General features: G+C 37.8%; 20 protein-coding genes. 9 read left to right on the top strand and 11 right to left on the bottom strand.

Going from position 1 to position 20,087, the window contains the following annotated elements:
- The first annotated feature begins 26 nt into the window (after nucleotides 1-26).
- Nucleotides 27-1,211, top strand: coding sequence for an FAD-dependent monooxygenase (locus SOI83_RS01775; protein WP_320676901.1), 1,185 nt, complete (start codon nucleotides 27-29; stop codon nucleotides 1,209-1,211).
- Entirely contained in the window at nucleotides 1,208-1,417 is a 210-nt protein-coding gene (locus SOI83_RS01770) for a DUF2949 domain-containing protein (RefSeq protein WP_320676900.1), read from the top strand. The genes SOI83_RS01775 and SOI83_RS01770 overlap by 4 nt, the downstream gene beginning before the upstream one ends.
- On the opposite strand, the gene SOI83_RS01765 is transcribed toward SOI83_RS01770, so the two are convergent.
- Nucleotides 1,411-1,929 (bottom strand): adenine phosphoribosyltransferase, encoded by a 519-nt coding sequence (locus SOI83_RS01765; RefSeq protein WP_320676899.1) that lies wholly within the window; start codon nucleotides 1,927-1,929, stop codon nucleotides 1,411-1,413. The genes SOI83_RS01770 and SOI83_RS01765 overlap by 7 nt on opposite strands.
- Before the next feature lie 180 nt (nucleotides 1,930-2,109).
- On the opposite strand from SOI83_RS01765, the gene SOI83_RS01760 reads away from it, so the two are divergent.
- The 4 genes from SOI83_RS01760 to SOI83_RS01745 all read left to right on the top strand — a co-directional run bounded on the left by SOI83_RS01760 (nucleotide 2,110) and on the right by SOI83_RS01745 (nucleotide 5,405).
- Nucleotides 2,110-2,625, top strand: coding sequence for a DUF3038 domain-containing protein (locus tag SOI83_RS01760; protein WP_320676898.1), 516 nt, complete (start codon nucleotides 2,110-2,112; stop codon nucleotides 2,623-2,625).
- Between the two features lie 10 nt (nucleotides 2,626-2,635).
- Nucleotides 2,636-3,250, top strand: coding sequence for a DUF4335 domain-containing protein (locus tag SOI83_RS01755; RefSeq protein WP_320676897.1), 615 nt, complete (start codon nucleotides 2,636-2,638; stop codon nucleotides 3,248-3,250).
- Between the two features lie 1,072 nt (nucleotides 3,251-4,322).
- Nucleotides 4,323-4,973 (top strand): class I SAM-dependent methyltransferase, encoded by a 651-nt coding sequence (locus tag SOI83_RS01750; protein ID WP_320676896.1) that lies wholly within the window; start codon nucleotides 4,323-4,325, stop codon nucleotides 4,971-4,973.
- A gap of 117 nt (nucleotides 4,974-5,090) precedes the next feature.
- On the top strand, nucleotides 5,091-5,405 hold the full coding sequence (locus tag SOI83_RS01745) for a thioredoxin family protein (RefSeq protein WP_320676895.1): 315 nt from the start codon (nucleotides 5,091-5,093) through the stop codon (nucleotides 5,403-5,405).
- A 28-nt stretch (nucleotides 5,406-5,433) separates the two neighbouring features.
- On the opposite strand, the gene SOI83_RS01740 is transcribed toward SOI83_RS01745, so the two are convergent.
- The 3 genes from SOI83_RS01740 to SOI83_RS01730 all read right to left on the bottom strand — a co-directional run bounded on the left by SOI83_RS01740 (nucleotide 5,434) and on the right by SOI83_RS01730 (nucleotide 10,125).
- Entirely contained in the window at nucleotides 5,434-5,658 is a 225-nt protein-coding gene (locus tag SOI83_RS01740; RefSeq protein WP_320676894.1) for a hypothetical protein, read from the bottom strand.
- 24 nt (nucleotides 5,659-5,682) lie between these two features.
- A complete protein-coding gene (gene mfd / locus SOI83_RS01735; RefSeq protein WP_320676892.1) occupies nucleotides 5,683-9,252 on the bottom strand; it encodes a transcription-repair coupling factor in 3,570 nt (1,189 codons plus the stop codon).
- Nucleotides 9,253-9,381: 129 nt separating this feature from the next.
- Nucleotides 9,382-10,125 carry a hypothetical protein gene (locus SOI83_RS01730; RefSeq protein ID WP_320676891.1) on the bottom strand — a complete coding sequence of 248 codons (744 nt, stop codon included), beginning with the start codon at nucleotides 10,123-10,125 and terminating at the stop codon, nucleotides 9,382-9,384.
- Between the two features lie 95 nt (nucleotides 10,126-10,220).
- Between SOI83_RS01730 and SOI83_RS01725 the strand changes: the two genes are divergently transcribed.
- Genes SOI83_RS01725 through SOI83_RS01715 form a run of 3 tightly spaced genes read left to right on the top strand, consistent with a single transcriptional unit; the run spans nucleotide 10,221 to nucleotide 11,945 of the window.
- Nucleotides 10,221-10,943, top strand: a complete 723-nt coding sequence (locus SOI83_RS01725) for a TerC family protein (RefSeq protein WP_320676890.1) — start codon at nucleotides 10,221-10,223, stop codon at nucleotides 10,941-10,943.
- Nucleotides 10,940-11,290, top strand: coding sequence for a DUF6464 family protein (locus SOI83_RS01720; protein ID WP_320676889.1), 351 nt, complete (start codon nucleotides 10,940-10,942; stop codon nucleotides 11,288-11,290). Before SOI83_RS01725 ends, SOI83_RS01720 begins: the two co-directional genes overlap by 4 nt.
- On the top strand, nucleotides 11,262-11,945 hold the full coding sequence (locus SOI83_RS01715) for a hypothetical protein (protein ID WP_320676888.1): 684 nt from the start codon (nucleotides 11,262-11,264) through the stop codon (nucleotides 11,943-11,945). The genes SOI83_RS01720 and SOI83_RS01715 overlap by 29 nt, the downstream gene beginning before the upstream one ends.
- Here SOI83_RS01715 and fmt read toward each other — a convergent pair.
- From fmt to SOI83_RS01680, 7 genes are all read right to left on the bottom strand, one after another.
- Nucleotides 11,942-12,943: a methionyl-tRNA formyltransferase gene (gene fmt / locus SOI83_RS01710; protein WP_320676887.1), complete on the bottom strand. Its 1,002-nt coding sequence runs from the start codon at nucleotides 12,941-12,943 to the stop codon at nucleotides 11,942-11,944. The genes SOI83_RS01715 and fmt overlap by 4 nt on opposite strands.
- On the bottom strand, nucleotides 12,940-14,337 hold the full coding sequence (locus SOI83_RS01705) for a TldD/PmbA family protein (RefSeq protein ID WP_414153424.1): 1,398 nt from the start codon (nucleotides 14,335-14,337) through the stop codon (nucleotides 12,940-12,942). The genes fmt and SOI83_RS01705 overlap by 4 nt, the downstream gene beginning before the upstream one ends.
- Complete coding sequence (locus SOI83_RS01700) at nucleotides 14,338-15,783, bottom strand: TldD/PmbA family protein (RefSeq protein WP_414153423.1); 1,446 nt, start codon at nucleotides 15,781-15,783, stop codon at nucleotides 14,338-14,340.
- Nucleotides 15,784-15,996: 213 nt separating this feature from the next.
- Entirely contained in the window at nucleotides 15,997-16,452 is a 456-nt protein-coding gene (locus SOI83_RS01695; protein WP_320676886.1) for a DUF2996 domain-containing protein, read from the bottom strand.
- A 91-nt stretch (nucleotides 16,453-16,543) separates the two neighbouring features.
- Nucleotides 16,544-17,119 carry a hypothetical protein gene (locus SOI83_RS01690; protein ID WP_320676885.1) on the bottom strand — a complete coding sequence of 192 codons (576 nt, stop codon included), beginning with the start codon at nucleotides 17,117-17,119 and terminating at the stop codon, nucleotides 16,544-16,546.
- Nucleotides 17,119-17,733, bottom strand: coding sequence for a flavin prenyltransferase UbiX (locus SOI83_RS01685; protein ID WP_320676884.1), 615 nt, complete (start codon nucleotides 17,731-17,733; stop codon nucleotides 17,119-17,121). Before SOI83_RS01685 ends, SOI83_RS01690 begins: the two co-directional genes overlap by 1 nt.
- Nucleotides 17,723-20,074, bottom strand: a complete 2,352-nt coding sequence (locus SOI83_RS01680; protein ID WP_320676883.1) for an RNB domain-containing ribonuclease — start codon at nucleotides 20,072-20,074, stop codon at nucleotides 17,723-17,725. The genes SOI83_RS01685 and SOI83_RS01680 overlap by 11 nt, the downstream gene beginning before the upstream one ends.
- Between the last annotated feature and the right edge of the window lie 13 nt (nucleotides 20,075-20,087).

The raw sequence follows: 20,087 nt of genomic DNA, 5'->3' as shown, positions 1-20,087 counted from the left end.
ATAAAATTCTTGAAAGGTTTTATCTAATGCACTGCCCCCTAAAAGTATTAATAAAAGGAGGAGGGCCTACAGGTAGCATTTTGGCATTAGCTCTTGCGAAACACGGAGCTCACGTCTGCCTTTTTGATCCGAAAAATAGAACTCAACTTATTAATAAAAGTCGAGCATATGCAATAACCCATTCAACTAGAAGACTTTTTCAGAACATTGATATCTGGAATGATTTGAATAGTCATATAACTTTGTTTGATCAATTATCTATTGAGGATAGAGAAACCTCAACTCGTTTAAATCTCAGACTATCTGATCTGCCGGAAAGAAATAATAAGTATGGGGCAATAGGATGGGTGCTAGACCATAAAAGGTTTATGGAAGTTGTTTTGCCCCGGTTAGATCAAAGTACATCTATAAGTTTAAACCTTGGGTCAGACATTTCCGCTAATTTAAAAGATTATGATTTTGTCTTTGCTGCTGATGGACCTTTTTCACGAACAAGAAAGGATTTAAAAATCAAACCTTTATTTTTTCCGTATAGACAGGGTTGTTTAACAACCAAAGTTTTGATCAGAGGAGTCTCACCAGGGACAGCTTATGAAATTTTTCGTGAGGAGGGACCTTTGGCTCTACTCCCGATGGGTGGTGATTTGTTTCAAGTTATTTGGTCTGGCCCTTTCAATTCATGTCAAGCCAGGTCTAAATTAAATCATTCATCCTTTTTAGACTCTTTGGCAAGAGTTTTACCAAATGGTTTTGAGCCAGATGTTGTTATTGATAATCCTGCTGCGTTTCCTCTAGGCTTTTCAATTTGTCCAAAATTTGATAAGGAAAAATTCCTGTTGCTTGGAGAATCTGCCCATAGATGTCACCCTGTTGGAGGTCAGGGTCTAAATGTTTGCTGGAGAGATGTAATGGAGATTAGTAATTTATTTTTGCAATATAATAGAGGTACTATTGTTAAATCGCATATTCCTTGCCGATATACTAGAAATAGAATCTTAGATGTATTGTCGATTAACATCATTACAGATTTAATTATTAGAATCTTCTCTAACAGGAATCCTTTATTTATGCTTTCAAGGAAGTTGGTCTTTCATGTAATCAAGTGCTCCTCTTATACCAGAAAGCTTATATTAGGCTTAATGACAGAGGGGTTTCCCGGTTTTGTAAGCTATTCTCTGAGAAGTATGAAGCCTAATCGAAGGAATTTATGATTTTTACCAGTCATTCACAATCAAAAGCATCCGAAAAATTAATAGCTTTTCTAACTGACAAACTTGGAATTAGCGATAATGCACTCAAGCTAGGACAAAGACAATCTGAATTAGAACAATCCCCTTTACCAATTGTACTTTGGAGTTTTGGCCTACTTACTCTTAAACAGCTAGAAGACGTATTTGATTGGCAAGACAGTCAGTAGTAGGTCAATAATGATTTTGTCGGTGTGTTCTTGTTTAACCTGTCTCTACCATTCATCGCACATAGTTCTATAATAAAGCCATAACCAATTATTAGTGCCCCTGCTTTTTGCAGTAGCTTAGAAGCTGCCGATGCTGTACCTCCGGTTGCGAGAAGATCATCAACTAGCAAGACTTTTGACTTGGACTTAAATCTGTTTTTTTGAATTTCTATTCTGTCATTGCCATATTCAAGTGCATAAGCCTGACTGATTACATCCCCTGGAAGTTTTCCCGCTTTACGTATGGGAATAAAACCAAGGCCATTGTAACTAGCAACAGCAGAGCCCAGTATGAAGCCTCGTGATTCGATTCCGACGATTAGATCTGGTTGTAGCTCATCACAATATTTACTAAATAGGTTTAAAACCTCTTTCCAGGCATCAGGATCTTGTAGCAATGGACAGATATCAAGAAAATTAATTCCCTTTTTAGGAAAATCTGGTGTCTGCCCAATAAAATCCCTTAAATTCAAGTGTCTGATGCAATTAATGGACTTGTGTGTGGTTCAGCCAATTTGTTGTCAGAGTCATGATGTTTCAAGAACCATAGTCCTGTCATCATCTCATGCATGCCAAATTTAAATAACGGTTCCTTTCCTGCCACTACAAAATGGAAAAAATTAAATTCCTTTCAAAGCGATTCTGAAACTCGCTTGAAACCACTTGCAAGAAGGGGCTTAGAAAGATTGGACCTCCTACTATTGGTAGTTGAATCATTGGACCTAAACGGTGGAGAAGCCATGTTATGGGCTTCTAAGGAGCTTGGTTTGGACTCATATTTTCCAAATCGTGTAGAGCTTTGGAAGAGGCGCTGTCATAATCCCTTAAGGCGTGTGACACAAAGGGGACAACTAAAAGTTTCTGATTCACAAGCGATGATTTCGCTTTTATGTTTTATGGCAGAGCGCTTATATCCAGTAATTCATCAACTTCTTTCTTCAAGGGAGCCAGAGAAGTTAAATCAGCAAAGATGGATTTTACTTGATCAACGACTAAAGGAATTAGTAGCTGAAAGAATGAATTCAAGGCGAGGAGCTGTTCAAAGACTTCTTCAACCTATTGAGCAAACTCAATCAACTCTGAGACAGTTGGTCTTTACACTTGCCCTTAGTGCTGGTTGTGGAGGCCCAAGTCGGTTAAGAGCAAGTCTCTGTGATCCAACACCCTGAGAACTTTCAAATGTTTAAGCTCACTTTTAAATATCAACAATCATCTACGCTTCTTGAAATAGAAGGTGTTCCAGACTTTTCAGTAGGACAAGACGATGGTGTGATTGGGATTCTTTCTTCTTGGAAGCTTATGGTTGTGGGCTCTACTGAAATGGAAGGCAAGCGCGACCATCTACATTCACTGATGAGTGTGGTCTTACCTTATGCACGCTACCGTTTGTCCGGTTTGGCTAAGCCATTTGGGAGGAAAGATGGATTTGTTGTTATAGAGCCTAAGGAAGACAAACACCTTTTAACACTGCGCAGTAGTCAACCTGGTATTGAACCATTGGCTTTTCTCATTGATGATTCAGAACTAGCTGACATTGTCCGTTGTATAGATGAACTCAGGAACGACCCTCGGGTTTCAATTGATTGGCATTTGCCTTCTGATAACCCTCTAAGGAAAAGAGACCTGGCTGAGCGTATTCCATTTGGCCAGAGACTTGCAGCGCCTTTCGTGGGTTGCTTGTCTCTAATAGCAGCAGCCTTTGTAGCTTTTGTTGTGCCTACTCCCACAAGTGAAATTGACCTTCTGAATGAAACTAGTGAAATCAGGCCAGAGATGTCCCAGGTAAACAATTGACTTATATAAACTTTTAGTCAAAATTAGGGAGCTTTTACACATATCCAGATTTTGCCATGGTTTATAAATCTCTTTTTTATATAGTCAATAGTTCATTCCGTAAACAGGAAACCCGTAATAATTCCATTTCAGGAAGTTACTTTAACTATTTAATTAACGGTAAACTCTCCCTGGTCGAGATCTTTATGGGCACCAACAAATATTAGTCTTATGCTTATAAATAAACGATTCCCCAGGCAGAAAGAACGTTCAAGGAAGGTTTTTAGTACAAAAGATAAACAACAAAAGAAATCTATTATTAGGCAATCTCTTGAGGGAATATTAATTTCCCTTTTCGGTCTAGGCGCTCTAATAATATTATATACATTATTAGTAAATTTTGATTGGATCCTTATTACCAATGAGTCTTTTAAAGAACTAGTTGTTGGTCTATATCAATTTATAATCGCTTTTGTTAATCTTCTTTTCGTTATGACCTTGCTTGCATTTGCTGTGTTGTCAACCTTCATTCTCTTTGGAGGCTTATGGAGGCTCGTAAAAGTGATTTCATTAATTTGTAAGAAGATCAATAAGCGATATCAGTATTCTGGTTCCAGAAGATTTAGATAATAGTATAAGACAGATAACTCTATTCATTTAACCTAATATATGTAGATGAAATCAACACTTGACTCTCTAATCGTTTTTATAGCAAGTATTCTTTCTTTATTTTCTGTGTACCACTTTGCCAGAGAAGGATATTCTTTTTGGATGGTTTCACTCTATTCCGTATTTTACGTTTATATTCATATTGGTATCTTTAATAAGAATTTAAGACTTCCCAAAAGCATTAATAAGTCTAAGCTTTTTAAAATTCATTCTTTCATTGTTTTATTTTTGTTTTGGCTCTCTTCTGTTTTTGGCTCCATCTACTTTGTCTCTAGTATCTCCTTTTCGGATAAAAGTTATTTTTTTATGCCAATTTTAATTTTTATGGTATTTGTGTCAGGTTCTCTAATTTCATTGGTTAACGACAAAACAAACTAATTGCTATACCTTAAGATAAAGTTGTTAGACCATTATATTCATCATCATGACAGTAGTTGTTTTAAATGAGAATGATAGATTAAAACTAGACAATAGTCCCGACGAAGATTTCTACTCTCAGCCTCGATACGTGCATCACTTAGACTCCGGGTTTCGTTCCAGACTAACCTCTCTATATTCAGAAGTTTTTGAACCGACTATTGATGTTTTAGATTTGATGAGTAGTTGGGTAAGCCACCTTCCCCAAGAGCATTCTTGTAATGAGGTTATAGGTCATGGCCTTAATAAGGAGGAGTTGGAAGCAAATCAAGACTTGAATCACTTCTGGGTACAGAACTTAAATAGAGACTATGAAATTCCATTAGAATCTAACAGCATTGATATGGTTTTAATAGTAGCTGGGTGGCAATACTTACAGTATCCAGAGCCAATTGCGGAAGAACTTTTACGAATTACTAGGCCAGGTGGCAAGCTAATAATATCATTTAGTAATCGTGCATTTTGGAATAAAGCTCCAAGAATTTGGACGGAATCGAGCGATGAAGAAAGAATTAAGTGTATTAGTAGTATTTTGGAAGCTCAGAGATGGACCGTTGTAAGAACAATAGCGGAAAATACACAGCCTTTAGGCTTAAAGCAGCTTTGGTCTAGTAATGGAGACCCTTTCTTTGCTGTTATAGCTAGAAATAATACCTAAGAATTTTCTGTGATAAAATATATAAGCTGTAGTTTAGTTTGTTATGAAGACTGATCAACTTTTCTTGCTTTTCTATTGAAAAGCGGTTAATTTAAAAAGAAAACAGACCTTATTGAAATGAATGATCTTACGATGATTAAATTTAGCTCCGAGGATTGTGGAACATGTCATAGGATGAGTCACTATGATCAAAAAGTATGCGAAGAACTTGAATTAAATTTTGTAAGTGTTAAACTGCAAGACGCCGAAGTCTATAGAAAATATCGCAAGATATTGCTCTCTAAATATCCAAAAAAGGAAGGAATGGGATGGCCTACCTATTTGTTGGTAAGTAATCCTGACTCAGAGTTTGAAGTTCATGGAGAGTTAAAGGGTGGGATGCAAAAGGGTGAATTTCGTGAGAAATTAAAATCCTTGTTAACTACTACCTAATAACTACATCGCCATTAGTTTTCTACTGTTAGGAGATAGGCTGCATAAGACCTCCACTGCCAGAATCAGAGTCATCGTCGTCATTCCCTGCATCTCGAGCTGAAAGAAGGTAAATTGCCACTGCAACAAGACTTACAAGGGTACCCATATATGCAAAAGGGGCCTGACTTGTTCCAATATCTAGATATTCGCCCAATTTCGAAAACGCAATTCGAAGAAATTTACCTAATTTCTTCGGAAACTGTGGATTCACTGACCATTTAGGTAATCGTCCTCCCTAAATCGATAGAACAGTTTCGTTCTTTTTGGTGGTTAGCTCTTCTTCTTGGAATATACGGTCTTGAATTTCATCAGGTATTTGTTTACTCATAAGTAATAGCCAATCCTTAAGCTGGTCGATCAGTTTCTCTATTGGCAAAACACCAATACCTCTAACAGTGACTTTAGCCGACCGACCTGTAGCAGCTTGGTAAACGAATCTGGTATGTAGATGTTCAGGGATCCCCTTTCGTATTAGGCGAAATCCAGGTTCTTCCATTGGAGTTTCCAGTACCACATTCTGTTTTTCTTGCCTTATTCGTGAAAAACCACATTTTTTCGCCACTAACTTCAATTGCATTATTTCTATAAGAGCTTGTACTGATCCTGGTAAGTTGCCATAACGATCTGTCCATGACGCTGTTAGCTCAACTAGTTCTTTATTGTTTTTGCAATTAGATGCAGAACGATAGGCAGCAATTTTTTCATCGGGTTCTGTTATCCAGTCACCTGGGATAAAGGCAGTGACCGGTAAATCTATTTGAACTTCATCAACTTGAGGTATAGACTGTCCATTAATTTCTGCCATGCACTCTTGCAACATCTCCATATAGAGGTCGAAACCTATAATTTCCATTTGTCCACTTTGTTCAACCCCTAAAAGATTGCCAACGCCTCTTATCTCCATATCTCTCATTGCTAGTTGATATCCACTGCCTAATTGCGTGAATTCTTTTATTGCTCTGAGCCTTTTTCTTGCAGCGTCACTTAGCAAGGAGTCATTTGGATAGAACAACCAAGCATGAGCTTGAACACCACTTCTTCCTACTCTTCCTCTTAATTGGTACAGCTGTGATAAACCAAATTTCTGGGAATCCTCAATCAATATAGTGTTAACTCTTGGAATATCTAGACCACTCTCTATAATAGTAGTACACAACATTACATCGTATTCTCCAGCATTAAATGCAACCATGGCACTCTCTAATTCACCCTCAGGCATTTGACCATGGGCTACTATCAACTTAATTGAAGGCAGCATTTGTTTTAGCCTAATAGCAACATTATCAATACCCTCAATTCTAGGGACGACGTAAAATACTTGACCTCCGCGATCAATTTCTTGCTTTATAGCACTTCTAACTGCGTCGTTATCCATTTCGGCGAGATGAGTTTTGATTGCCCTTCTTAAAGGGGGTGGCGTAGTAATAAGACTCATTTCTCTAACTCCAGATAGGCTCATATAAAGGGTTCTGGGAATGGGAGTTGCAGAAAGAGTAAGAACATCAACTTGTTTTTTCAGGTCTTTGATTTTCTCCTTTTGCTTTACTCCAAAACGCTGTTCTTCATCAATAACTAATAAACCAAGCTTGTCATAGGTTATCTTTTTATTTAGTAGAATATGTGTACCTACAACTAAGTCAATATTGCCATTTTGGAGTTGCTGAATGATATTATTTTTTTCTAATGTGGTTTTAAATCTATTTAATAATGCAACTTTTATTGGATAAGGAGAATACCTTTCCGCGATTGTTCTCCAATGTTGCTGGGCTAATACCGTGGTTGGGGCTAGTACAATTGCTTGCTTTCCAGCTGTAATTGCCTTAAATATTGCCCTAATAGCGACCTCTGTTTTTCCGAATCCAACATCGCCACATATCAACCTATCCATAGGCCTTTCATGCTCCATATCTTTCTTTACATCTGCAACTGCTCTTACTTGATCTGGCGTTGCTTCGTATGGGAATGAGTCTTCTAGTTCGATTTGCCATGGCCCATCTGGTGGATAGGAGAAACCAACCGAATTGGTTCTTTCTGCGTACAACTTCACTAGATCAATTGCCACCTTCTGTATTGATTTCCGTGCCTTCTCTTTTGTTTTATCCCAGACAGTTCCGCCCATTTTGTTTAGTTTAGGTGGGGTATCAGTGTTAGCTCTAAATCGCCCCAGAGTTCCAAGTTGATCTGCAGCAACTCTTAAAGTTCCATCAAGATACTCAACAACAAGATAGTCTCTTGCTTTACCTGAGATCGCCATTTTATCCATTCCTAGGAAACGACCTATTCCATGATTGCGATGAACGACATAGTCTCCCCTTTGCATCTTGTTGGGATCTACGGTTTTACTAGATGCTCTACTTCGTCTCCTTACATAACTCGAAGAAGCTAGAGTATGTTGCCCAAAGAATTCCTTGTCAGTTACTAAAGCTATTTTCCAGGCTGGTAACTTGAAACCTTCTATTTCACTGTTCTTCTTAAGTTTCAGAGCTACGGGGGTTTTTTGCTTAATCAATCTATTAATGGAAGTTTTATCTAAATCATTAGCTACAAATTTAGTTATGCAGTCATGCTCTTCTAGAAGAGCAACAGCCCGGCTCGGTTGAATTGATACAAGCCATGTTAGATAGTTTTCTTGGTTAAGCTTCTTTATATGCTCTGAAATTTTACCAAATTGATTAGGGAAACATTCGATAGGACGACCTGCTAAATCAAATTGATTTAGGGTTTGGAGTTCCTCGAATAATTCAGCTGTGTCAAAGCCAGATAAAGAGTCTACTTGATTAAAACATTTGCTTATTGAAGAGTGGTAACTTGGTATAAGCGTTTTGCAGTCTGTAATATCATCAATATGATCTTTGGTCAAATCTTTATATTGTTGTTCAACGTGTTCTAGCCATTGTTTTGCATGTGCAATGCAATGCTTACGCTCATCAATTACCACAAAGGATTCTGGGTGTATGTAATCAAGAAGGGAGGACGGTTCATTCCATGCTAGACCTAGGTATCTACGGAGACTTAGGTTGCCATTGTTTAGGTTGTTCTTCGACTTCAATTGTTTCGAGATAATCTGCTCTAAATAATCATTTACTTTTAAGATATTTTCTATTAACGGGTTAAAGCTAGTAGGTGTTAAAGTCACACTTTTTATTGGGTCTAGTGATCGTTGGGTCGTAGGATCAAACTCTCTTAGCTTTTCTAATTCTTCGTCAAATAATTCTAGCCTAATCGGTAATTCATTACTTACAGGGTATATATCAACTATGTCTCCTCTTCTACTCCATGTCCCCTCTTGTTCTGTTGTTGGAACTTTCTTGTAGCCCAGGTTTGCTAACTCATTGGACAAAAGTTTAATATCAATATTGTCTCCTTGCTTAATGGACCTACAATTTTGTTCGAATATACTTTTTGGCGGAAGATGTGGTTGAAGAGCTCTTTCTGTTGTTACAATCGCTAAATCTGAGTTGTTTTGATTGTTTAGTAGCTCTCCTAAAACTTGTAATTGTCCCCATATTATTTCAGTAGTAGGTTCAAATTCATCATAAGGTGAACATTCACTTGTTGGATATAGTTGTACTGAGCGCCACGACATTATTTCCAGCAATGAAATCCATCTCCCAGCTTCTTCTAAAGTGGGTACTACAACAAGCAAAGGCCTTTTTTCCCTTCTAGAAAATGCAGTTGTAGTGATTGCTCTAATTGATCTTGAAGCCCCCGAAAGAGTTAGCCTATCTTTACCCTTGACTCGTTTAAGAAGACTTTCTGTTAGTGTGCTTCCTTCTATTTGTTCAATTATTGAGTCCAATACCATAATTGTTAAAAATGCCCTTAAGGTAGAATTTTAGTTATTCAGTAAGGTTAGCCTAAAAATCAAGATATCGCCTCTTGATTTGTTAACACGATATTTTCTCCCTATAACAAGATATTATTTATACAATTCCTAACTCAAATCCTTATTTAATTTTAATTTTAATTTCTCCAACAGTATATTATTAAATTGCATTAGCTTCTCATCAGATAAGTCTTGCCTACTCTTTACTTTCATGGATTCAAGGAGATAGGCTCTACTTTTTGCTATGTCCCAGTTCAGTTCCTTGAGAATACTGTTTGATTCTGTTATTAAATCACCTCTTTTTAAAGGGATATCGGCTGATTCAGGTGACTCATCTTTAACGAACTTCTTAAGTTGATTAAGATAACTAATTAGCTCGCTATATTGGGTAATTAACTGTCTACTACTATAACCCATAGCACGATCTAAATATTTAGATTCATCTATTCTTGACCAGCCTATTCTTTTGATTTCAAGCTCAACTTGAGCTAGCTCTTCAGTCCAGTCTTCTGGGTCTTCACTTGGAATTTGATTATGAATTGCACTTGAACTGGGTATCACTTCTTTTGTCTTAAATGATGCGCCTTTTTTTGATTCTTCCGCTATATGTTTGGGTTTATCTATTTGCTTGGATAATATGTGTGCTTGATTCTCTTTGTCAGATGTGTTGAGTGAACTTTCGGTGCTGACCCTTTCCATTAGTCGCTTTAGGGCTCTTGATTCGGCATCCTCTGCGCCGTTGGCTTCACCTAATGCGCTTCCAATTAGATTTTCCCCATCATTTTCGAATGCAGAAACCTTCACTACACAGCGACTTTGATCAATGTGGCAAAGATCTGACTGGATGCGCATATTGAGTATCAATCTGATTTTTTCTAGTCTTAATGGTAGGACTTTACCAACACCTGATGGTTAATGCTGAAATTCACATGTATAAGCTTTGACTGATGGATTCTGCAGCGTTGGAATCACTAGGCCCACTTCTCGATGGTGTTGATAAGTGGGCTGAGCTTGCACCCTTGTTGCCAGTATTGGTTTCACTAGAGATTGTCTTGTCTGCAGATAATGCTATTGCCTTAGCCGCTATAGCTAGATCACAAGGATCTCTCGAAAGTCAACGTTGGGCTTTAAATATAGGAATTCTTTTGGCTTTAGTCCTCAGGATCATATTGATCCTAACTGCTAATCTTGTGCTTAAGTACCCAATTATTCAACTTGTCGCAGGGTTATATCTCACCTCCATTTTTGTCAGGAAGCTAATATCTACGGAAAATAGTGAAATCTCGAAGGAAAATGATGGCGACGAACCTCGAAACACATCAGTATCCATGCTTAAAACAGTAATACTTTTGGCACTTACAGACTTAGCATTTTCTATAGATAGTGTTGCGGCAGCTGTTGCGATAAGTGATCAACTTCTTCTTGTTATAACTGGCGCAATTATAGGTGTATTAGCTTTGAGGTTCACTTCTGGACTCTTCGTGGGTTGGTTAGAGGAATTTACAAGATTGGAGATGGCGGGATATCTAGCTGTAGGTTTTGTAGGTTTTAAATTGATTGTGCTACTTTTATTTACCGGCATAACTATACCCCAATGGTTGGTTATGACAATTATTATATTATTGTTTGCTTGGGGTTTCTCTAAACGTACTGATTACACTTTACCATGAAGACAAGGAAACTTCTGTATTTAGTTAATTCCAGCTCTGAGGTTCTTATTGACAAGATCTTTTTAGAGAATACTCCTTATCCCGGCTGTTGGATCCAGAACAACGGCAAATCTTACCTTATACTTGAACAAAGACACTTGTACACCTTGTTAAATGGTAAATATACTCTTTCTACTGTTAAGCTTTTAGTAAAGGAACAATCTGTACCAAAAGATGCAACACTCTATGATGATTATTGGGTTATAGGCAATCCAGATTGCAAATATAATGCTAGAAGTCCACTCTTAAGATGCGCTATAAACCCGCAAGGAGATTGTAATGCCTGCGCTCACTTATTACTCCGATAAGGGTTTTGATTGGCTGGAGGGTCACATAGTAAGCGGATATGGGGTCGCTTCTGGTTGTTCTAAAAAAACACCTTATCCGGAAGGTTCTATTAAATTACAAACACCCTATTTTCAGAAAAATGGGTTGGATATCAGCTCTTATTGGCCAGGGACTATAAATGTATCATTTGAACCTACAATAATACATTTGCAAAATCCTAATTATTCATTTAAAAATATCAACTGGACTGATACTGTACCTCCAGAGGACTTTTCATTTTGGAAAACTTTTTTAGAAGTGCAAACATCTTTGGGAGTTACTTTAAAGGAATCCTTTATATATCTGCCCCATCGATCTACTAAAACTATTCACCATCAATCTCCATATGTATTGGAGATTCTCGCTCCCTACATTTCAAGTATAGATACTTCGTTTCCAGTTAGACTAGGAATATCAACTGATTCATACTACGCTTTGTCAAAGCAAGTTATCAGAGCAAAGTTAATAGAAGCATTAAAGTTTAGAATACTATCAGCCGGGAATCTTTTTTTTGAGACTGATAACGATCTTTCTCTTAAAAGAAGAATTGCTAATATCTGTATTGAGGCAAATTATTTATCAGAAGCAGAAATTGATGAGGCCTGTCAAAAGTCATATGAGCTATATGTTGACTAGACATCAGTCTTGCTGTCGAAACTATCTGAGGCCTTCATCTTAAGTTGTTTAGCCGCAACATCACCGCTAACAGGCTTTTTACCTTCAACTTGAGCTTGTTTAATCAGCAGGTCCTCTGTTGATGTAGATACAACTATTGAGTTTCCATTAATTACTTCTTTAAGACTTCCGGGACCAAACATTGAATTCTCTTGATTTGTCATTCTTTTTGATGAAGCTTTGGTCATCGGCTCTGAATCTAATATCTTGATTCTTTTTTGATTAAATGTAGTATAACAATTGGGGTAGAGTCCCATGACTTTTCTATGGATATCTGATGCCGATGATTTCCAGTTTATTACTAGATCACCTTTTGATATACATCTTGCGTATGTAACTTCTTTGCCTATAGAATCTTGTGAAGTTAATGGAAGACTATCGATTTTATTGAATAAAATATAATCTTCAATTATTGAAAGAGCATTTATAAAAAGCCTAGCAGTCGAATTGCTTAACTTCTTTGATAGAATTTCTGAATTGTCTAATGTACCTATCTTTATTTCTTCTTGGAGAAGTAATGGACCTGTATCAAGTGTTTCTTCCATTTGCATAATTCCTACTCCTGTATATGGATCTCCCGAAATTAGACTCCATTGGATTGGGGCAGCACCCCTCCACCTTGGCAGCAAGGAAGCATGTCCATTCCAACATCCAAATCTTGGTTGACTAAGTAAATCTTTTGAAAGTATCTGTCCATAAGCTACTACTATGTACATATCAGCTTTAAGCTTATTAAGTTTATCTTTTGTTTCTGTATCTGATTTTATTTTTGCTGGAGATAAAACATCGATTTCGTGTTGCTTAGCAGTTTTCTTGACAGGAGATGGTTGCAGGTTTCCTCCCCTACCTCGTTTTCTATCTGGTTGAGTAACTACAGCTAAAACTTCATGTTTACTAGAGGCCAAAGCCTCAAGCGTCGGAACTGCAAATTCTGGTGTTCCCCAAAAGACTATTTTCACGCTTCACCAGTAATTGACAGTTCTTCAACCCAAACATGTGGACAAGCTCCGGATGGTGTAATGCTCTGGTTCTTTTCGATTTCGACAATCGTACTAAGAACATTTCTAATATCTCCTGCGATTGTTGCTGCTTCAATTGATATCCGCTCGCCACCCTTAACTAGCCAACCATCAAAAGGAAGGGAAAAAGAACCTTGACTTGCCTTAACACCTGCATGTAGTGCATTAAGGCTTTCAACCAATATAAAAGGATTGTCGTAATTGGTATGGTTTAGTTCTTCTGGCAATGAACTAGATGTAGTGGATCTTTTTATATCTAACCAGTCTGGGCCAACTGAGACCTTAGATCCTATACCCGCATGTCCAGTAGGGTTAACCCCAAATTCTCTAGCAGTAGCTTCGGAATGGAGGAAGTTTTCAATAATTCCTCCATTTACTATACATAGGTCTCTTGTAGGTGTTCCTTCACCATCAAAGCTTGATGCAGCAATATTTCCGATATGAATTGCGTTGTCATTAATAGTAAGTTTAGGTACTGCTATTTTACTGCCGATTGCATCTCTTTTAGTTAGGCTTACTCCATCAAGTATAGATCTCGCATTGAACATGCTGGTAAATGAACCTATTAAGTCCAGGAATGCTTCTGGGGAAAAGCAAATTAAGTATTTACCTGTTTGAATAGGGTAGTAATTAAGATGACTAATTGTTCTTATTGAGGCTTCCTCAACACAACCAAGGATATCTAGGTCTTGGCTTCCGGATGCTACACGTATAGCGCCAGCACTTCGTGGTTTTCTTCCAGCTTCTTCTGCCCTAGCATACAAATAAAGGCTTCCGTATGTTCGAGTCTGTTGTCTACAAGCTCCTTCACTATTTACATAAAGCCTATGTGTACATGCCTCTGCTAAGCCGTTATAGGGTATAGTTTTAATCGCGGGGTGACTATCCAATAAACTAGCTTCTGCATCTTTTAGTTTATGGAATAAATATCCAATCCCTTGTGATTGTTTTAGTGGCCTATCTAGTTTGGGTAAAGGTGCTTTAGAAAGAGGTGAAAAGTCTGGTGGCTCATTCGGATTACCAAAATAGCTAGCTTCTTTTGCTCCACAAAAGGCATTTCTCAATCCGTCTTCAGAAACATCAGAAGTACTGGTAATTCCTACAAGTCCATCATGGTTCCATACCCTCACTGTTAGTGAATACCTTTCAGCAGCTTTCATCTGCTTTGCTTGTCCTTTGTCAACTTGAACAGAACTATCACTACTTTGTGAAGCTCCCAAATCCCACTTTATTATTCCTTCTTTGGCGGCATGAGCTTCAAATAATTGACTAATAATTTCAACATTGAGCCCATCATTTAAAGAATAAGGTTGGGAGTGGTTGGATAACGTCAATTATCGACCTCCTACAGTTATAGAATCCACCTTTATATGTGGTTGGCCAACAGTTACATTGATGTTCCCGCTTATAGATCCACAGAATCCTGCTGCAAGATCTAAATCATTTGCGCACATTGATATCCTGGGCATTATTTCCTTAGCCTCTCCTATTAATGTAGCTCCTTTAACGGGCTTATCAAGCTGGCCATTTTTAATTAGATATCCCTCTTCTACTGAGAAATTAAACTGCCCTGTAGGGCCGACACTACCTCCACCCATAGATTTGCAATAAAGGCCTTCATCTACGGATGCAATCAATTGCTGGGGTGTATAGCTTCCAGCTGCAATGTAGGTATTACGCATCCTACTTGCTGCAGCAAAGCTATGACTTTGTCTTCTTCCGCTGCCGGTTCGTTTGTGTCCCGTCCGCAGTTCACCAGCTCTATCACTAATGAAGTTCTTAAGAATTCCATTCTCTATTAGAACCGTTTTCTGTGACTCCATTCCTTCGTCGTCTATTGATATTGACCCAAAGGCTTCTTTGGTTCTTCCTTCGTCAATTGCAGTTACTGCGGTGTTAGCAATCTTGCAATCTATCATTTCTGAGAATGGAGATGTACCTCTTTCAATCTGTGTAGTTTCTAAAAGATGTCCGCAAGCCTCATGAAAAATAACTCCTCCAAACTTATTGGCTAGAATAGCTGGCATTTGAGAGGCATTTACATATTCTGCATATAACATTTTACCAGCACTTTCACAGACATCTCTTGCACTGCTATCTATATTCCAATTACATAAATCTTGAGGGTTTGAGGAAGACCCATACCTTCTTCCTATAGAAGCTCGATGATCACCATCTGAAACAATAATATTCAGGCCAGATGATTGACTTAGCCTAAAATCCCTAGCAAAAGTTCCATCACTCGATGCTATAAGAACTTGTTGAAAATTACGCGAGTAACTAGCTCTACGAACATTTGCATGTTTACTATATTTTAGAAGCAGATTTGTCCCTAATAGCAATCTATCACTAGCTTCAGAGATTACAGGGCAGCTGGTTAAGTACAATTTCTTTTCTTTAGCGTAATCACTGATATTTTTTAAACCATTGAATTGTAGGTTCGAATTAGTTGTTGGGTCTAACCCCAGCATTTCGAGGGCCTGGCAGAGTGCTCTAGTTAACCCATTCTGGCTAAGGTCGTTAGTACTATAAAAACCATCCTTTAGATCTCTAAAGACTCTTATTCCTGCACCTATTCCATATGAAGGACTGACACTTGTTACGCAATCCTCTTCAGCTAAGACTCCTATATTATCTGTTTGTTCAATAAATATTTCAACGAAATCCGCTCCTGCTGATATTCCTTTGTTTATAAGGTCTTCAAGTTTACTGCGCCATTCTAGATCAATAGATCTAGAATCCTTTTGTGGGCGATCGTTGGCTTTTTTAGATGTTTGCAAATAATTTAAGGCAAGTTTAATTACTTTTAGTATCTTTAGTCGCTACTTTTTACGTAGGGACTAAGAGAAGGATTAACTAAAAGTCATAAGGCTTAGCCGTCTTTTGGCTATAAGGCTCACTAGACCAAATATAGCCTTTTAAGTTCTTTAATTGTGAGATTCATGTTGGATGCACCCAACTTAATGAAACTAATTTAAAGATTTGAAAATCTTTTAGTTGCTGCCTAGCCACTTTTGCCCATTAAGCCTTTGAAGGAGTCTAGAAACTAGAAGGGCCAACGTAATGCGCTTCTCATCTATAAGGAATGATTCCAGAAGACTAGGCTCTGCTCCGGATTCAGCCAAGGCAATTGTTTTTCCTGACTTGATCGAGTCAGCATCAAAACACAGCCAAAACCGCCTACCTGATAGCAAGCATCCTTGAACCATAAAGCATTTACCACCGACTACAGGCCTATCTCCCTCAACAAGCTCAAGCGAGCTCATGCCTATCTGTTCCTTTCTGAGTTGCTCTTTTATTGCTTGGAAGAAATCCTCACGAATAAAGTCCTTAAAAGGCTTTTCCTCCGGCTTGGGCTTAGGTGGTGGAGTCTGTTGGGTTGTATTTGACTGCTTTTCGGAGTTTGAATTGTGATCTGGTTCTGAATTTGCTTGGGATTCGATCACCATAAGAAGCCCTTTTATAAAAATGTACTTACTTTAGACGGTGCTTTTCATTAGACAGATTAAAACAATAGTTGACCTTTTGGGAATATAAGGGCTACCAATGCTCAAAATCCTGATCTTGCCAGTCCAATTTTTCTTCTTCTGACATTTCCATGTTGTTTATTTGAGGGATATCTTCATCGTAATAGTCTACTTTTTCGTGGTAACTATCTTCTGCCTCAATATTGGCATATTCCACGGAAGCAACTCTCTTTTTGTTTTGTATAACTCGATATGGAACAGAAACTGTAGGTGCAGGATCTCTTAAATCTCTCTCTGGTGGAAACTCGGTTATAGGTAAGCTTTCTTCCTTAGAATTTATAGTTTCTTCTAAATCGTCTGAGACCTCATCCTCCTCCGTGAAAAATGGATTATTATTAATGTCTATTCTTTTTCGAACTTTGCGTTTAAGGGCTAATGTTTCATAACTTGATGGTAATGATGATAAGAGGCCCAGAAGTCCACCTGAGGAAGCCCCAATAGCCATCCAAAGACCCATACTTGTGGCTGGTGTCCTCCAAGCTAAAAGCCTAAAAGTTACAGGCTTATTGAGGTTGAGTACACCGACAAAAATAACGGTACAAATTGGAATGACAATTGGGATGATTAATATTTTTTGTAAACGATTCATTAAATTCCTCCTTGCCAACGTTGTATGTTCTTTAGTTCTTCATCAAAATGATCAAATAATCTAATAACTAGAAAGTCTATAATGTCCTCTAATGTCTCGGGCTTCGAATACCAGGAAGGTATAAGCGGGTATATCTTTGCTCCAGCTTCAGTAAGGCTAGTTAGATTACGAAGATGAACCAGACTTAAAGGAGTTTCTCTAGGAGCAAGTATTAATGGTCTATTTTCTTTCAAATGTACATCGGCACAACGTTCTATTAAATCAGAAGAAATCCCTGAGGCTATTCTTCCTATAGTGCCCATAGTACATGGAAGAACAATCATACCTTTTGTTCGAAAACTTCCACTTGCAATAGAAGCAGAATGATCATTCCATTTGTGGCAAATAAGTTTTCCTTTAGAAGTTCCAAGTCTTTCTCGCCAAAATTTTTCTTGTAACCCAGAGTCTACTGGTACATTTACGCCAATTTCTGATTGCCATACTATGTGCGCACCTTTGCTTAGGACCAGATGAATGGTTAATTGACTCTCTAATAATAAATATAAACACCTTTCTGCAACTTGTTGAGCAGATGCTCCTGTAATAGCTAACACATATGGCTTACTATTGGTCATTTTCATCTGACGAAGATGTGGCTATGGATTCAATATTTCTGTCATCAATCTCATCGCTTGGGTGCTCATCTGAATCCTGTAATGAAGCTACTTCAAGGTCTATTTGATTTCTTAGGACATCGACCTTTAACACTCTTACATCTAGAATGTCTCCAATTTGATAGACCTTTCGACTTTTTCGTCCAACAAGTTTATTATGCCTTGATCGATATTCATACCAGTCATCGTTTAAAGAACTTACGTGAACAAGTCCTTCAAACATAGAAGGGGAGATTTCAGCAAAGAAACCATAGCTTTGAACACCACTAATAGTCGCTTTTTGGATTTGGCCAACCATATGTTCCGCTGACCTTGCTTGCAACATTGATACCATATCCTTATTTAAATCAGCAGCCTGTTTTCTTCCTAGGTTAATGTTATTAACGTATTTTTCTTGAGTCAATAACTCTATGTTGCTTTGGACGGATTGGCTTAATATATCCCAGGTAATATCGGACCAACATTCCTTTTTCCCTAAGTTAACTTGGATTTTGTGCCTTGCAGTTGCTCTTGATTTTCCATTGGCTAATAAATTAACGAGTATCTGTTGATTTGTAATATCAAGGTAGTGATTCGCTGGGCAAGTCCAGTTAGCATAATGAATTGTTGTTTCTTGGTTGGTTTCAGTCTCACCTATTTCGTTTAAATTAGTATCTTGGTCATTTTGTTTGTGTGTAAATACTTTCAATTCAGGAAGGGCATGACGTAGTTGTTTTTGTAAGACACGTTTGCATTCAGTTTGGGAAAAAGCGCTAGCAAGTTCATTTGGCGTTGGATTGCCATCATCCGTCAACTCTAATTCCAAATCGAGTGCAAGTGCGGTTTTAGCAACTTCATTGAGGCTATTAATTGCTAATTCTTCATAGTTAACTGCAAGATGTTGTATGTTTAATCTATTAAGATGAATCCCTAGTGCCTTTGATGCAGCCCTTATAACAGGGGCTAATAATGAATTAGGATCTTGTTCATTAAGGGGAAGAGTCCATTGGTTAAAAATCTTTGTAGGATCAACAAAGCGTAAATCACCAATATGTTTTATATCAGGTGTCGGAAGGTCAAGCTCAATTAATCCAGCTTGTATTTCAGATCGTTTTAATGCTCTTGAGCAGTGGATCAAATCATTGATTTGATCCAACTCTTCCTTTATGGATTTTAATGTAGAGGGAATAGTTCTAGCTTTTGGCTTTCTCGTGGAAATAGCTTCTAGATGTTGCTGGTTTACTTCCGCAACAGGTTTAATTGAACTTAATGCAAACTCCCAATCTTTTAGATCCCCTTCTGAATCAATTTCTAGTTTAACGCTTACAGATTCCTGTACTTCATTGAGCTTGAAATTAGTTCTGGCTTCTAACGTTTTATTTAATAGTGGGATCCATATATCCCCTAGACAGTGTGCTTGGTTTCTTTCTCTTAACCAACTCTCAAGTGTATTGCCTATTGTTACTCTCTCTGCTATAGCTGGTGAATGAACCCAAAGATGAAATCCTCCATTGTGAGGTTGTACATGTACAGCAGGTAACGTTGGACTGCTCTCAGAAGTCCAACTTCTTAAGAGGATTGATGGTTGCTTTGTAAGGTCAAGTCTATTAGCTGAATTTGTTGCTTTGAGAGAACACCTAGGAGGCTTCGGAAGATCTTGAAGGCTTGCTTTCGTTAACAAGATATCTCTATCACCAGATAATCCACCCTTTAGGGTTAATGGCCTAGCGACATGACCTTCAGCTGGAAATTGTGCTAAAGGGTACTTATCAATCTTTACTTCAACAAGGCTTAATTCAGGGTTTTCTTGGAAATAACAACTATCTGCTTCAGGCAGCTTTATTATTGTTAGTAACCTGTCATCTAGAGGTAGAGCATATAATTCATCTTCTTGTTTATCTACAACACCTAGAAGGTTAGTAGTAGACCTCTCTAAAATACATTGAATGGTGCCCTCTGGGGACCTCCTTCTTATACCCTCTCTAGTGACTTTTACTAATACGCGGTCTCCATTCCATGCATGGTTTAAATATTGATCTCTGATGTAGATATCTTCTCCTTCGTCATCTCTCAAGGCAAAACAATATCCTTTACTACTGCACCTAAGTTTACCCTCAACAAAACTATCCGTATCATTTAACTGAATTATTCCGTTATCTAACTGCTTTAATAAACCTAGTCTTGATAGAGCATTTATTGCTATTTCTAATTTTTGACGATCTGCCTTTTTCGTTAGTTTGAGGATCTTTTCAAGTTTCTTTACCTCTATCTCACCCTGAGGTCTTATATGTTCTATAAGACTGGAAACTGTAAAAAGCATCATTGAAATGGAGGGG

The organism is Prochlorococcus sp. MIT 1300, from assembly GCF_034092375.1.
GTDB lineage: Bacteria > Cyanobacteriota > Cyanobacteriia > PCC-6307 > Cyanobiaceae > MIT-1300.
The sequence above is the reverse complement of the archived record's forward strand: the minus strand, read 5'-3'. Positions and strand labels throughout refer to the sequence as shown.